This is a genomic window from Mesorhizobium sp. WSM4311, assembly GCF_002295115.1.
GTDB lineage: Bacteria > Pseudomonadota > Alphaproteobacteria > Rhizobiales > Rhizobiaceae > Mesorhizobium.
Window position 1 is genome coordinate 226,183 of the sequence record NZ_NSFV01000002.1, and the last position, 14,872, is coordinate 241,054.

14 protein-coding genes are annotated in these 14,872 nt (G+C 63.8%); 13 read left to right on the forward strand and 1 reads right to left on the reverse strand.

The genetic code is table 11. The features are described 5' to 3' along the window. The first annotated feature begins 55 nt into the window (after window positions 1–55). From CK226_RS04885 to CK226_RS34735, 11 genes are all read left to right on the forward strand, one after another. Window positions 56–1,201 (forward strand): ABC transporter ATP-binding protein, encoded by a 1,146-nt coding sequence (locus CK226_RS04885; protein ID WP_095791201.1) that lies wholly within the window; start codon window positions 56–58, stop codon window positions 1,199–1,201. Between the two features lie 134 nt (window positions 1,202–1,335). Then, window positions 1,336–2,562 carry a sugar ABC transporter substrate-binding protein gene (locus CK226_RS04890; protein ID WP_245437681.1) on the forward strand — a complete coding sequence of 409 codons (1,227 nt, stop codon included), beginning with the start codon at window positions 1,336–1,338 and terminating at the stop codon, window positions 2,560–2,562. A 133-nt stretch (window positions 2,563–2,695) separates the two neighbouring features. Continuing rightward, on the forward strand, window positions 2,696–3,592 hold the full coding sequence (locus CK226_RS04895) for a sugar ABC transporter permease (protein WP_095786734.1): 897 nt from the start codon (window positions 2,696–2,698) through the stop codon (window positions 3,590–3,592). Window positions 3,593–3,596: 4 nt separating this feature from the next. Continuing rightward, window positions 3,597–4,439, forward strand: coding sequence for a carbohydrate ABC transporter permease (locus CK226_RS04900; protein ID WP_095771204.1), 843 nt, complete (start codon window positions 3,597–3,599; stop codon window positions 4,437–4,439). Window positions 4,440–4,502: 63 nt separating this feature from the next. Beyond that, window positions 4,503–5,324, forward strand: a complete 822-nt coding sequence (locus CK226_RS04905) for a sugar phosphate isomerase/epimerase (protein WP_095791203.1) — start codon at window positions 4,503–4,505, stop codon at window positions 5,322–5,324. Window positions 5,325–5,336: 12 nt separating this feature from the next. Next, window positions 5,337–6,413, forward strand: a complete 1,077-nt coding sequence (locus CK226_RS04910) for a Gfo/Idh/MocA family oxidoreductase (protein ID WP_095791204.1) — start codon at window positions 5,337–5,339, stop codon at window positions 6,411–6,413. Then, entirely contained in the window at window positions 6,413–7,231 is an 819-nt protein-coding gene (locus CK226_RS04915; RefSeq protein WP_095791205.1) for a sugar phosphate isomerase/epimerase, read from the forward strand. The genes CK226_RS04910 and CK226_RS04915 overlap by 1 nt, the downstream gene beginning before the upstream one ends. Further along, window positions 7,231–8,064: an alpha/beta hydrolase gene (locus CK226_RS04920; protein WP_095791206.1), complete on the forward strand. Its 834-nt coding sequence runs from the start codon at window positions 7,231–7,233 to the stop codon at window positions 8,062–8,064. Before CK226_RS04915 ends, CK226_RS04920 begins: the two co-directional genes overlap by 1 nt. Beyond that, complete coding sequence (locus CK226_RS04925; RefSeq protein WP_095791207.1) at window positions 8,061–8,783, forward strand: ribulose-phosphate 3-epimerase; 723 nt, start codon at window positions 8,061–8,063, stop codon at window positions 8,781–8,783. Before CK226_RS04920 ends, CK226_RS04925 begins: the two co-directional genes overlap by 4 nt. Continuing rightward, window positions 8,780–9,799 carry an ROK family protein gene (locus tag CK226_RS04930; RefSeq protein ID WP_095791208.1) on the forward strand — a complete coding sequence of 340 codons (1,020 nt, stop codon included), beginning with the start codon at window positions 8,780–8,782 and terminating at the stop codon, window positions 9,797–9,799. Before CK226_RS04925 ends, CK226_RS04930 begins: the two co-directional genes overlap by 4 nt. A 4-nt stretch (window positions 9,800–9,803) precedes the next feature. Further along, window positions 9,804–9,968 (forward strand): hypothetical protein, encoded by a 165-nt coding sequence (locus tag CK226_RS34735; protein ID WP_179295779.1) that lies wholly within the window; start codon window positions 9,804–9,806, stop codon window positions 9,966–9,968. A gap of 13 nt (window positions 9,969–9,981) precedes the next feature. On the opposite strand, the gene CK226_RS04935 is transcribed toward CK226_RS34735, so the two are convergent. After that, window positions 9,982–11,310: a dicarboxylate/amino acid:cation symporter gene (locus CK226_RS04935; RefSeq protein ID WP_095791209.1), complete on the reverse strand. Its 1,329-nt coding sequence runs from the start codon at window positions 11,308–11,310 to the stop codon at window positions 9,982–9,984. A gap of 321 nt (window positions 11,311–11,631) precedes the next feature. Between CK226_RS04935 and CK226_RS04940 the strand changes: the two genes are divergently transcribed. Together CK226_RS04940 and CK226_RS04945 are read left to right on the forward strand one after the other, a co-directional pair. After that, complete coding sequence (locus CK226_RS04940; protein ID WP_095791210.1) at window positions 11,632–13,452, forward strand: sensor histidine kinase; 1,821 nt, start codon at window positions 11,632–11,634, stop codon at window positions 13,450–13,452. After that, window positions 13,449–14,834 (forward strand): sigma-54 dependent transcriptional regulator, encoded by a 1,386-nt coding sequence (locus CK226_RS04945; RefSeq protein ID WP_095791211.1) that lies wholly within the window; start codon window positions 13,449–13,451, stop codon window positions 14,832–14,834. The genes CK226_RS04940 and CK226_RS04945 overlap by 4 nt, the downstream gene beginning before the upstream one ends. Window positions 14,835–14,872: the final 38 nt, after the last annotated feature.

The window sequence follows — 14,872 nt, forward strand, 5'->3', positions numbered from 1 at the left end:
AAATAAGCCAAGGAGAATAACAAAATCAACGGCTTAGACTTGTGGAGGGAGGAAGATGGCAGAAGTCATTCTTGAGAATATTTGCAAAACCTACGGGAACAATTTTCGCGCAATCGACCAATTGAACCTGTCGGTCGAGGACGGCGAGTTCTTGATTCTCGTCGGGCCGTCCGGCTGCGGCAAATCCACCGCGTTGCGAATGATCGCGGGATTGGAGGACATCACCAGCGGCAGCCTTCGGATCGGCGGTACCGACGTCGTCGACATGCCGCCCAAGGACCGCGACATCGCGATGGTCTTCCAGAGCTACGCGCTCTACCCGCATATGACCGTGTTCGAAAACATCGCCTTTTCGATGCGGCTGGCAGGCAAGCCCAAGGCCGAACGCAAGAAGCGCGTGGACGAGATCGCCAAGACCCTTCAGCTGACGTCTTTGCTGGACAGCAAACCCGCCAACCTTTCCGGCGGACAGCGTCAAAGGGTTGCCATGGGCCGCGCCATGGTTCGCGAGCCGGCCGCCTTTCTGATGGACGAGCCCCTTTCCAATCTGGACGCGAAGTTGCGCGTGCAAATGCGCGCCGAAATCACCAGCCTGCAAAAGCAGCTCGGCGTCACGACCATATACGTGACCCACGACCAGACCGAAGCGATGACGATGGGGGACAGGGTCGCGGTGTTGAAGGGTGGCGTGCTGCAGCAGGTCGACACGCCCAAGAGGCTCTATGAATCACCGGTGAACGCCTTCGTTGCCGGCTTCATCGGCTCTCCTTCGATGAGCCTTTTCGAAGCGACCCTGACGGGCGACGAGCTTATGGCCGGCGCCTTCACCATCCGGCTGCAGGATGCGGCCTTCGTGCGCAGGCCGGGTTTGAGATCATATGCGGGGCGCAAGGTCGTGTTCGGGATTCGACCGGAGCATCTCTATGACAGCAGCCTCGAATCCGGCCGCAAATATCAGACGATACCGGCAAAGGTGACCTCGATCGAAGAACTCGGATCCGAACACATCGTCCATCTCAACATCGACGCGGTCCGGGTGGACTCCGGCGACCCTGACGCGGTGCAGGATTTCGGCCTGGCGTCGAATGCGGTGGCGAAATTCGAACCGGTCAGCACAGTCCGTTCCGGCTCGGAAATCAGGTTGGCCCTGGATGACGCCAAGCTGCATTTCTTCGATCCCGAGACGCATCTGGCGATCTGAATATCCGCGACGAGACCCGCGAGCGAGGGTGAGGCGCCCGCATAAGAAGACTTCTGAATAACCAGACGATCGGCCGCATTGTGCGGTCGATCCTAAAGAAGGAGGAGAAAATGATGTTTCGTATAAAACCCGCGATGCTGAAAATGGCCGCGGCCGCATGGTTGCTTGGCGCAACCGGTACCATGGCGGCGGACACGACGCTGGAATTCACCCAATGGTGGGAGCCCGAATTGCCGGCTGGCTCGCTCAGGGCAATCATGGATGACTTCGAGGCAGCAAACCCCGGAATCAAGGTGACGCTGGTCAGCGGCCCCTACGCGACCACGCGAGACCAGATCTCGGTTGGTGCTGCAACTGGAACGCTCAGCGACGTCGTCGGTCTCGACGGTGCCTGGGTGAACAATCTGAATGCGCAGAACGCACTCGCCGACATGAGCCCGATGATGGATGCGAGCGGTTTCGACAAGAGCCAGGTCGCGGACATCATCAAGGTGGACGGCAAGGCGGTGATGTTTCCCGTGGCTTCCTTCGTCTATCCGGTCTTCGTGAATTTGGACCTCGCCGCCCAGGCGGGCGTGACCAAGCTGCCGTCGACCCGTGCCGAGTTTCTCGAAGCCGCCAAGAAGATGACGCACGCCGACAAGAACCAGTATGGCTGGGTGCTGCCCCTGTCGCTGCAAACGCCATCCGGCGTCCAGAACGACATGATGTCATGGGTTTGGGCTTCGGGTCAGTCGATGATGGCGAACGGCAAGCCAGCCCTTGAGGGCAAACCGGTGGTGGATATGCTCACCTTCGTCAAATCACTCAACGACGCCGGCACCATCTCGCCCGGCATCGCCACCAAGACCGAGCAGGAAAAGGTCGAGGAATTCGTCAACGACCGCGTCGGAATGATGATCGACTCGCTCGCGCATGTGAACCTCATCCGCAAGCGCAATCCCAAGCTGAACTTCGACCTCATCCCGGTCCCGGTCGTGGAAAACTATACCGGCAAGCGCGGCCTTCCCTATGCCTCCTGGGGCATCGGCATCTCTGCTGTTTCGAAACATCAGGAAGAGGCCTGGAAACTCGTCCAATATCTGATGAGTGAAAAGGTGAACGCCAAGCTCGTGTCGCTTGCAAACGCCTTCCCAGGCAACGTCAACGCCAAGCCCGATTTCGTGACCTCGGACAAGGCTTTCGGCAAGGCTTTTGAAATCTTCAAGACCGGCTATCTCGCCAATGAGTTCACGGGTCTGCCGGTCGCTGAAGACCTGATGACCCAGTTCGACGTGCAAGCCCAGAAGATGCTCGCCGGCGAGCAGTCTCCGGAACAAGCCGCTGCCGCCGCTCAGAAGGGCTGGACGGCGAAATTCTGATCGGCCCGTTCCCGTCTGCTGTCTCTACCGGGTGGCCTGACTTCGGGCCACCCGGCAATAACGGATCGGCAATTTTAGATGGACCTGTTTCCGAAGCTTACCTTCTCTTGAAGGCGTATCCCAAGGTTGGCACATGACCCGGCAAAAGCGCTCCCACCACAAGCTGAAACGAGCGGTCGCACCCTACCTCTATCTGACGCCCTCGCTGCTCATAATCGGGCTTCTGATGCTGCTGCCGATGGTGACGGTGATTGCCTATTCGTTCCAGAACAGCGCGGTGCTGCGTCGCGACCCATCCTTTGCCGGACTGAAACACTACCAGGCGATCTTCGACGACCCCGTGTTCTGGGCTTCGCTGTGGCACACGCTCTACTTCACATGCATGAGTGTCATTTTCCACATGACCATCGGCATGGTCTTCGCGCTGATGCTGAACAACGACCGCATCAATCCGACACTGCGCAATATTCTGCGCGTGCTCTACATACTGCCCTGGCTGTTCACCGCGGTGATTATCGCCGTGATCTGGCGCCTCCTGCTTGAGCCGAACGGTGTCGTGAACAGCATTCTCATGCAAATCGGCATCATCGGTTCCAAGGTCGAGTGGTTTTCCTCGCCTGAAACCGCGCTGCACGCCGTTACCTTCGCCAATATCTGGGCGGGCTATCCGCTCTTCATGGTCAGCCTGCTCGCGGGTTTGCAGGGCATTCCCAAGGATTTCTACGAGGCCGCCGATATCGACGGGGCGAAGGCCTACCAGAAGCTGATCTTCATCACCATCCCGCAGCTGATGCCGATCATCATCAGCATCTCGCTGCTCGACTTCATCTGGACCATGCAGGTCTTCCCGTTGATCTGGATAACGACGGGCGGCGGCCCGATCTACTCGACCGAGGTCCTCAGCACCTACACGTACAAGCTGGCGTTTTCGAGCTACAACCTGTCGCAGGCTTCGGCGAGCGCTGTGGTCATCTTGTTGATCTCTCTCGGCCTGACGCTGTTCTATATTCGCTATCAAAAGGCTCGGTAGTCCCATGAGGAAAAGGCATACGCCGAAAGACAGGCTGATCACCGCCGCGCTCCATGTAGCGCTTGCAGCGGGGCTCTTTTTCGCGGCATTCCCGATCTACTGGATGCTGAACAGTTCGTTCAAATCGAACACCGAAATCTTTGCCCTGCCACCGACCATCCTGCCAAAGGCATTCACGCTGGAAGCCTATGCTGCCATCCTCGGCGACCCGGTAAAGCTGCGCTTCTTCTTCAACAGCTATTTCGTGGCGGGAGCGGTGACCGTTCTGACGGTGGTGATCGCCTTGCTGGCGGCCTACGGCTTCAGCCGCTTCAACTTCCGCGGCAAGGGCAGCCTGAACACGCTCATCATCAGCACGCAGACCATTCCGCCGATCACACTTTTGATCCCCTTCTTCGGGCTTGTCGTCTCATACGGTATTTTCGATACCTACGTCGCACTGATCCTGACTTACCTGGTGTTTACACTGCCATACGCGATCCTGCTGATGACGGGATATCTGAACACCTTGCCCCGCGATCTAGATGAAGCGGTGGCTGTCGATGGCGGCACCAGTTGGACAGCGCTTTGGCGGGTGATTGTCCCGATTTCACTGCCTGGTATCGTGGCGACGTCGGTCTACACCTTCCTGTTATGCTGGAACGAATTTCTGTTTGCGCTGACGCTGACGAAGTCAACGTCCATGCGCACCGTCCCGATCGGCATCCAGCTGTTGATGGGCCAGCACGCCTTCGAATGGAACCAGATGATGGCGATGAGCGTGCTCGGCTCGCTACCGCTCTTGCTGATCTACCTCGTTGCCCAGAGGTACTTCCTCGCCGGCATGACCGCGGGCTCGGTCAAATAGGATGTCCTTCCCACGGCGACGCAGCGTGGCATCAAGTAATGAGCAGTGTCAAGGATTGAAAGGATGAACGTGAAAGACCTCAAAGTCGGCTGCCAGACCTTTACATGGGAAATGCTCGGCGACCGTTTTGTCGGTGGCCCCGACGATCTCCTGAAGGCGATTGCCGACGGCGGTTACTCCGGCATCGAGATCACCGACACCATGATCGGCCGCTACGCCGACCGGCCGTCGGAGTTCGCCGCCGCGCTGAAATCCTCCGGCCTGACGCTCGTTTCCTTCGCCTTCGGCTCGAGGAGCGGTTTCACGCTCAAGGAGGAGATCGGCGCCGACCTCGAGGCGGCGCAGCGCTGGATCGACTTCGCTTCCACCTTTCCCGGCGCGCTGGTGTCGATGGGGTCGGCAACCGTGGTGTCCGACGGGCCGCGCGGCGACAAGTTCGCCATCGCGGCGGAGGTCTACAACAAGGCTGGCGAGCTTGGCCGCAAGGCCGGTGTCCAGGTGGCGGTGCATCCGAGTTCGCACCACAACACGCTGCTGTTCGACCGCGCCGACTACGACAGGATCTTTGCCTTGCTGGACCGCGATCTGGTCGGCTGGGTGCCGGATACCGGTCATATCTTGCGCGGCCACAAGGACATGGCCGATACGCTGCGCACCTATCGCGATCGCATCCGCTACATCCATTTGAAGGACGTCGACGCCAACGGCACCTGGGCGATGCTGGGCAAGGGGGTCTGCGACACGCCGGCGGTTATCGAGGTCGCCGGCGCCGCCCCGCGTTTCAACGGCTGGCTGGTGCTCGAAGAGGAATCCGAAACGGCCGCCGCCGATCCCGCCGGGGCGGTCAAGACCAACCGCCAGACGATGCGCAGCTACGGCGCCTGAAGAAACGAGACGATGATCAAGAAACAAGACAGACGCCTTAGGGTCGGTGTGCTCGGCTGCGGCCCGATCGCGCAGTTCGCGCATCTGGAATCCTGCGTGAAAGCCGGCAATGCCGATCTCTACGCCATCTGCGACGCGGCCCCCGACCTGCTCGCGCGCATGGGCGCCACCTACGAGCCGCAAAAAATGTATGCCGACTATGACGCCATGCTCGCCGATCCCGAGCTGGAGGCGGTGATCGTCGCCACTTCGGACGCCTATCACGTGCCCATGTCGATCAAGGCGCTCGACGCCGGAAAGCACGTGCTGTGTGAAAAGCCGATCGGCACTTCGGTCGAGGAGGGCGAGGCGCTGGCGGCGGCGGTGAAGCGTTCGGGCAAGGTGCTGCAGGTCGGGCACATGAAGCGCTTCGATCCGGCGCTGGAGGCCGCACGCGACTTCGTCCGTGACGAGATGGGCGAGGTGCTGGCGCTGAAGGCCTGGTATTGCGATTCCACCCATCGCTACACCAACACCGATGCCGTGCAGCCGCTGCCGGTCACCAGCAAGCTGGCCAGGAAACCTTCGGGCAATCCGAAGGCGGACCTGCGGCAATATTTCATGCTGGCGCATGGCTCGCATCTCGTCGACACGGCCCGCTTCCTGTGCGGCGAGATCACCGCCGTGCGCGCCCGCCTCAATGAACGCTTCGGCGCCTATTGCTGGTTCGTCGAAACCGAATTCGCCGGCGGCGCGCTCGGTCATCTCGATCTCACCGTCGCCGTGCGCATGGATTGGCACGAAGGGTTCCAGCTCTATGGCGAGAACGGTTCCGTCATCGCCAAAACCTTTAACCCCTGGTACTTCCGCGCCAGCGAGGTCGATATCTTTCATGAGAAGGATGCGACCTCGCGCAAGCCGCTTGGCGCCGACGGCCACTTCTTCCGCCGCCAGTTGGAAGGTCTTGCCGACACGGTGCTGACCGGAACGCCGATGCGCGGCGCCAATGTCGAGGACGGCATCGCCTCGATCCGCGCCATGGTGGCGATTGCCCGTTCTGTCGAGACAGGCGAGCGGGTCGAACTCGCCTCGGTTTCGGGTGGGGTCTGATGCGCCTCGGCATCTTCGCCAAGACTTTCCCGGGAACAGATCCCGCCGCCGTGCTGGCTGCGGTGAAGCAGACCGGATATGAGACGACGCAGTTCAATCTTGCTTGCGCCGGCCTGCCGTCTATGCCGGATGCCGTCCCGGCGGATGCCAGCGCTTCCATCCGCGCTGCAGTGCAATCATCAGGCGTTTCGCTTGCAGCCCTCTCGGGCACCTACAACATGGCGCATCCCGACAGGGCGGTGCGCGATGATGGTCTTCGCCGTCTTGGCGTCGTCATCAAGACGGCTGCATCCCTCGGCATCCCGCTGGTCACCCTTTGCACCGGATCGCGCAATATCGCCGATCAATGGGCCTATCATCCCGAAAATGCCACGCCTTCCGCCTGGTTCGACATGGCTGCCGAGATGGGCAAGGCGCTGGCGCTGGCCGAGGATGCCGGCGTCGATCTCGGCATCGAGCCCGAACAGGCCAACATCGTAACCTCGGCCAGCGACGCGACACGTCTGATCGCCGACATGCGCTCGAAGCGACTGAAGATCGTGCTCGATCCGGCCAATCTGTTCGAGTACGCCACGCCGGACGAGGCACGTGCCATCGTCGCCGCCGCGATCGATGAGGCTGCCGGCCACATCGCCATGGCGCATGCCAAGGACCGGCATGGTGACGGCCGCTTCGCCACGGCAGGGCAAGGCATCGTCGATTTTCCGGATTTCGTCGCGCGGCTGAAGGCTGTGGGCTTCGACGGCGCGCTCGTCACGCACGGACTGCCCGGCGATGAGGCGCCCGATGTCGCCGCCTTCCTGCGAGGGCTGCTCTGATGGGCGACGCGCCGACGATCATGCTACGCGACGATGCCGCGCTTCGTGTCTTCGACACGGGGCAGGGCGGGCTACCCGTCGTCTTTCAGCATGGTCTCGGCGGTGATGCCAACCAGGTGGCGCAGAACTTTCCTGACCAACCATCATACCGCCGGCTGACCGTGGAATGCCGCGCGCAGGGCGGCTCCAGCGCCGGCAGCAAGCGTCCGTTCTCGATCGCCATGTTCGCCGACGATGTGCTGGCCGCCGCCGACGCCGCCGGCCTCGACCGTTTCGTTGCCGGCGGCATTTCGATGGGCGCGGCCATTGCCTTGCGGCTTGCCGCCCGCCATCCGGAACGCGTGCTTGGCTTGGTGCTGGTGCGTCCTGCCTGGGCCTTCGACGCGGCGCCGCAAAACATGCGTCCCTACATGGACGTGGCGGAACTCATTCGCCGGCTTCCGCTGGCGGAGGCCCGCGATGCCTTCGAGTCCTCCGCGACATCGGCCCACTTTCGCGCGGAAGCACCGGACAATCTCGCCTCGCTGCTCGGCTTCTTCGCGCGCGAAAACGCAACCGTCTTTGCCGAAGTGATGCAGGCGATCGCCAATGATGGACCTGGCGTGACGCAGGCGGCGGCCGCTCGCCCCGCAATTCCCTCGCTGGTCATCGGCAGCGACATCGATCTCGTCCATCCCCTGGCGACCGCCCACGAGCTTGCTGAGACCATCCCCAATGCGGCCTTCGTCGAGGTGACGCCGAAAGCGGCCGACAAGGATCGCCATTTCGCCGAAATCCGCGCCGCTATCGGCGGATTTCTCGACAGACATTTCAACAATCAGGACCAATCATGACTTCCAAGCCCCTGTCAGGCCCGGCCGCTATCGCCGCATTGCCGCGCGATCGCTTGATCGCCGAATTCTCGCTCTGGTCCGCCAATCTCGCCAATTTCGAGAGCGACCTCAGGCGCATCGAACCCCATGTCGATCTGCATCACATCGATGTGGCGGACGGCCATTTCGCGCCATCCTTCCTGTTCTTCCCCGATCTCGTCGCCCGCATCGCCGGACTGACGGCCAAACCCATCCATGTCCATCTGATGGTCGATGCCGCAATCGTCGAGGCGCAGACGCGCCAGTTCATCGATGCCGGCGCCGACATGATCAGCGTCCATGCCGAAAACGGCGAGGCGGGATTGCGCGCCGTGCGGCTGGCGCGCGAACTCGGCGCCGAAGCGGGCGTCGTGTTGAGGCTTGAGACGCCGGTCGAGGCAGTGAAGCCTTTCGTCTCCGAGGTCGCCTTCGTCACGCTGCTCGGCACCGCGATCGGCGTGAAGGGTCAGAGCCTGTCGGACAAGGCATGCGAAAGGCTGGGCGCTGCCCGTGCCATCTTGCGAGGAGCCGGCCGTGAGGCAGAAGTGGTGCTTGCCGCTGACGGCGGCATCCGCCACGAAACCGTGCCCTTGCTGCGTGCCGCCGGTGCGGAGACCGTGGTTCTCGGTTCGCTCGCCTTCGGCGACAAGGATCTCGCCGGCCGCATCGGCTGGCTGCATGGGCTGAAGGTTGCGGCATGACCACTGAAGCCGCCCTCGCGATCGATCTTGGCGGCACCGAGCTTCGTGCCGCGCTGGTCGACCGTGACGGCAAGATCCTGGCCTTCGCCGCCGTGCCGACGCAGGCACAGGCCGGACCCGACGTGGTGATCGGCCAGATCGAGGCGCTGGCCGCGACCGTGCATGCCGAGGCGCCGGGCCTCGCCGTTGTCGGCGTCGGCGTCGGCGCGCCGGGGCCGCTCGACCCGCTGGCCGGCATCGCCGTCGGACCGCCGACGCTGGCCGGCTGGCAGGATGTGCCGCTGGCTGACATCCTCGAGCGTAGGCTCGGCCTGCCGGTGCGGCTGGAAAACGATGCCAACGCGGCAGCACTTGGCGAATGGCGCTTCGGTGCCGGCCATGGCGCCCGCTCGCTGGTCTTCGTCACGGTTTCCACCGGCATTGGCGGCGGTGTCGTTGTCGACGGGCGCATCTTGCATGGCCGCCGTGGGCTGGCCGCGGAGATCGGTCATATGACCATCACCAACGAGGGCGAGCGCTGCGTGTGCGGCGTCGTCGGCTGCTTCGAGGCCATCGCCTCGGGCACGGCACTTGGCCGCCGCGCCAACGCCGCGACATCGGCCTTTGACGGCTCGACGTTGCGCCGCCTCTCGGCCAATGCCGAGGTCACCGGCCGCCACGTGGTCGAGGCGGCGCGGCTGCAGGACGGCCTCGCTCTGGCCCTGCTCGAGGAAGAAGCACGCTGGCTGGGCGTCGGCTTCACCAATTTGCTGCACCTCTATTCGCCCGACGTGCTGGTCGTCGGCGGCGGCATCGCCAATGGGCTAGACCTGATGCATCCGGTCATCGAGGCGACCATCCGGCAGCGCGCCATGCGCGCTTACCGTGATGTGCCGGTCGTCCAGGCCCAGCTCGGCCGCCACGCCGGGCTGGTCGGCGCCGCCAGCCTTGTCCTGTTCGACGATGGCAGCCTGGCAGCCCGCATGCCCGTCGGTCCAAGCACGTTTCCCGAAGCGAGGAGGGACTTCAACGGCTGAGTTCATGCTCGACGGTGCGCGCATCAATCAGGTCGATCCGTCCCACTGCCATCTCTTCGCTGCCGATGCAGAGCGCTGGCGCCGCTCGGCAAGACCCGTTCCGCGTGACATCGTCACCCACATGAAAATGGCCGGAGGCATCGCTGCCTCCGGCCATTCGTATTGCTAAACGACCGCGCGAATTACTCGGCAGGAACGATATCCGCCGGCAGGCTGTCGTCGGCCGTGCCGGCCAAAGCCCTGGCGAGCTTGGCCTCGTCGAGCTCGCCTTCCCAGCGCGCGACGACCAGTGTGGCGACGGCATTGCCGATGAAGTTGGTCAGCGCCCGGCATTCCGACATGAAGCGGTCGACGCCGAGGATCAGCGCCATGCCGGCGACCGGCACCGAAGGCACCACCGAAAGCGTCGCGGCAAGCGTGATGAAGCCGGCGCCGGTGATGCCGGCGGCACCTTTCGAGGACAGCATCGCCACCAGCAGCAGCAGGATCTGGTCGCCCATCGACAGATGGATGTTCGTCGCCTGCGCGATGAACAGCGCGGCCAGCGTCATGTAGATGTTGGTGCCGTCAAGGTTGAAGGAATAGCCGGTCGGGATGACCAGGCCAACCACCGAGCGCTTGGCGCCGGCCTTCTCCATCTTCTCCATCAGCGAGGGCAGGGCCGCTTCCGACGAGGAGGTGCCCAGCACCAGCAGCAGCTCTTCCTTGATGTAGCGCAGCAGCGACAGGATGGAAAAGCCGTTGTAGCGGCAGACCGCGCCCAAGACGACGAACACGAACAGCAGAGACGTCGCGTAGAAGGTGCCGACCAGCATGGCGAGGTTGATGACCGAACCTATGCCGTATTTGCCGATGGTGAACGCCATGGCGCCGAACGCGCCGATGGGGGCGGCCTTCATCAGCACGCTGACCAGCTTGAACATCGGCGCCATCAGCGCCTGCAGGAAGTTGAGCACCGGCGCGCCCTTGTCGCCGACCAGCGCCAGCGCGATACCGAACAGCACCGAGAAGAACAGCACCTGCAAGATGTCGCCGTCGGCGAAGGCGCCGACGATCGTGCCGGGGATGATGTTCATCAGGAAGCCGGTGACCGACTGGTCATGCGCCTTGGCGGCGTAGGTGTTGACGGTCGAGGCATCGAGCGTCGCCGGGTCGATGTTGAAGCCGGCGCCCGGCTGCACGACATTGGCGACGACAAGGCCGATGATGAGGGCCAGCGTCGAGAAGGTGAGGAAGTAGAGCATCGCCTTGCCGGCAACGCGGCCGACCTTCTGCAGGTCGCTCATGCCGGCGATGCCGGTCGCCACGGTCAGGAAGATGACCGGGGCGATGATCATCTTGACCAGCTTGATGAAGGCGTCGCCGAGCGGCTTCATGCTCTCGCCGATCGACGGATAGAAGTGACCGAGCAGGATGCCGACGGTGATCGCGACGAGCACCTGCACGTAGAGTTGGGCATAGAAAGGCTTGCGCTGCGCGGCAGCCGCGCCTGATTGGTCTGCGATGTGCATCGAACTCTCCCTGGCCGGATGGACGGAACCCGCCCTGCGTGACTTCTCCCATCGCGGCGTTCCGGTCGCCCGCCGCTGGCAAGGAGTTTGCAAGCGATGTGCCAGATCGGGGGAAGCCGTGAATCCCGGGATTTCTGCGGTTGTCCGGTGCTTTGCGGCAAATGCCTGTGCGGATTTCCGCACAGGCACCGTTTGCCTGGGCGGAATTACGCATTACACTGGCCGCCAAGCCGCGAAGAAACGGGGCCGCGAAAAAAAGGGAGAGGGCAGACGCCGCAAGCAGGCACCGATAGCGGGTCCGCAGGGTTTCCGGGCCGTGAATTGCTGCGCGAGGCGGTGGCCCGGCTGCGCGATGGCCGCTGGCTTGTTATCGTCGTCGCCCTCGCGATCCTGGCGGGCGCGATCGCCGTTGCCGGACGCATTGCCACCGGCCAGGCGACCAATGGTCTGCGTGATGGCGCGCTCGCCGCCCTGCCGCTGGCGGCGGGAACGCTGACAGGCGAAATCGAGAAACAACGCCTGGTGCCGCTGGTGCTGGCTCGCGACGATGCGGTGCGTGGGGCGCTGCGCCGGGCCGGAAAGATGCAGGAAGCGGCCCTCAACGAAAAGCTCAAGGCGATCGCCGGCGATGCCTCCGCGTCCGCCATCTATGTCATCGACACGGCGGGCATCGCCATATCGGCCAGCAATGCCGGCGAGCCGACGAGCTTCGTCGGCATCGACTATAATTTTCGCCACTATTTCAACGAGGCGATGTCAAAGGGGTCGGCCAGCCAATATGGCCTCGGCACGATCAGCGGCCGGCCGGGCCTCTACCTTGCCAGCCGCGTCGACGACAATGGCAAGCCGCTGGGCGTCGCGGTGCTGAAGGTCGAACTCGACGGCGTCGAAGCCAATTGGCGCTCCAGCGGGTTTCTCGTTTTCGTCACGGACGAACGCGGCGTCGTGCTGGCCACCAGCCAGCCTGAGTGGCGGTTTCACGCGCTGGCGCCGCTCTCCGCCGAAGACGCCGCAGCTGCCCACGAGCAACTGCAACTGGACGATGCCGCCTTCGAACCCCTGCCGATACGGCGCGGTGCCGGCGACGGCCTGGCCACCATCGACGGCCCCGGCAAGCCACGTCAATTTGTCGAGGTGGTGCAGGACCTGCCCGGCGCGGTTCCCGGCTGGCGCCTTTGGGTGCTGACGCCGGCGGATGCCGCTCTCTCGTCGGCGGCCAACACGGCGCGGCTGACGACGCTGCTCGGGTTGCTGCTGACCGGCCTGCTTGCCTACGTATTCACAAGGCGCCGCCGCACACGCCGGCTGCGGCAGGAGGCGCTGGCGCGCATGAATGCCGAGCTGGAAAGCCGGGTCAGCACACGGACCGCCGAGCTGACACTCTCCAACACCGCGCTCGCCGGCGAGATCGCCGAGCGCGAAAATGCCGAGGCCAAGGTTCGCCGGCTGCGCGACGATCTCGCCCAGGCCAACCGGCTCTCCATCCTCGGCCAGATCGCCGCCGGCGTGGCGCATGAGATCAACCAGCCGGTCGCCGCCATCCGCACCTATGCCGAGAATGCCGGACGTTTTCTCGACAGCGGCAAGACCCAACCGGCGAGCGGTAATCTGACCTCGATCGTCTCGATGACCGAGCGCATCGGCGCCATCACCAGCACCTTGCGCACCTTTGCCCGCCGGCCCGGTGTCGCCGCTTCGCCGTTGCCGGTGCGCGAGGCGATCGACGGCGCGCTGTCGCTGCTTTCCGGTCGCATCCGCGATTCCGGCGTCACCATCGTCAAGCCGCGCGGTACCGCCTCGCCGGTGGTGATGGCAAGCCGCATCCGGCTGGAACAGATCCTCGTCAACCTGTTGCAGAACGCGCTGGACGCCATGAAGGACCAGCCCGATCCCCGCATCGAGATTGACCTCGCCGAGCGCGACGATCGCGTGCTGATTTCGGTGCGCGACAATGGTCCCGGCCTCGGGCCGGAAGCAGCCGGCAATCTGTTCATGCCGTTCCAGACCACCAAGGAGAAGGGGCTCGGCCTCGGGCTGGTGATCTCGCAGGAGATCGCCCAGGAATTGGGCGGCACGCTGCGGCTCGACCCCGACAGCGCCAACGGCGCGTCCTTCACCATCGATTTGAGGCGAATTGAATGAATGAGGGATCAGGGCTGGTGGCGCTCGTCGAGGACGATGCCGATCTGCTGCACGCCACCACGCAATTGCTCGAACTCGCCGGTTTCACTGTGGTCGCGCGCGAGGCCGCCGAGCCCGCACTTGCCGTCGTCGACAGGGACTTTGACGGGGTGGTTGTCAGCGACATCCGCATGCCGGGCATGAATGGGCTGCAGCTGTTCGACCGCATCAAGGCGATCGACCCTGACATACCGGTGATCCTGGTCACCGGGCATGGCGATGTCGATCTTGCGGTGGCCGCCCTCAAGGACGGTGTCTACGACTTCATCCCAAAGCCCTATGCGGGCGATCGCCTGGTCGAGGCGCTGAGACGGGCATCGGAGAAGCGGCGGCTGGTGATGGAGAACCGGCGGCTGCGCGAAGCCGCGGCGCTCGCTGCCGACGGCCTGCCGCTGATCGGCGAGGCGCCGGCCATCCGGCGCCTGCGCGAGACCTTGCGGCAGATCGCCGACATGGATGTCGACGTGCTGGTGGAGGGCGAGACCGGAACCGGCAAGGAAGTGGTGGCCGACCTCTTGCACCGGTGGGGCCGGCGGCGTTCCAAACCCTTCGTGGCGCTGAATTGCGGCGCCTTGCCGGAAACCGTCATCGAAAGCGAACTGTTCGGCCACGAGGCCGGCGCCTTCACCGGCGCGCAGCGGCGGCGGATCGGCCGCGTCGAGCATTCCAGCGGCGGTACGCTGTTCCTCGACGAGATCGAATCCATGCCGCCGGCCCTGCAGGTCAAGCTGCTGCGGGTGCTGGAGACGCGCAGCCTCACGCCGCTCGGCTCGAACGAGGTCCGGCGCCTTGATCTGAGGGTCGTCGCGGCAACCAAGGTCGATCTCGGCCGGCCCGACCAGCGCGGCGATTTTCGCGAGGATCTCTATTTCCGCCTCAACGTGGTGACGCTGCGCATCCCGCCGCTGCGCGAGCGGCGCGGCGACATCCCGATGCTGTTCGGTCATTTCCTCGGCAAGGCGGCTGAACGGTTCGGCCGGCCGGTCGCCAAGGTCAATGCCGCGGTCAGCGATCATCTCCAGTCGCATGCCTGGCCGGGCAATGTGCGCGAGCTCGCCCATTTTGCCGATCGCGTAGCACTTGGCCTCGGCCCGGACGACGAGGTGAAGGGGGTTTCCCCGAAATCGACGGAACCTGCCGCCTCGCTGCCCGAGCGCGTGGGCCACTACGAAGCGCAACTCATCCGTGACGCACTGCGCGACCACGGCGGCGACGTGCGTGGCGCGATCGACGCGCTCGGCGTGCCACGCAAGACTTTTTACGACAAGCTCAAGCGCTACGGCATTGCCGCATCCGAATTCCGCAATGGCGGCGACCCGCCCCCCGTTCGAGAGCAGACATAGAAATTGCGCGAGAGCCTCGTGCTCCGCAACCCTTCATC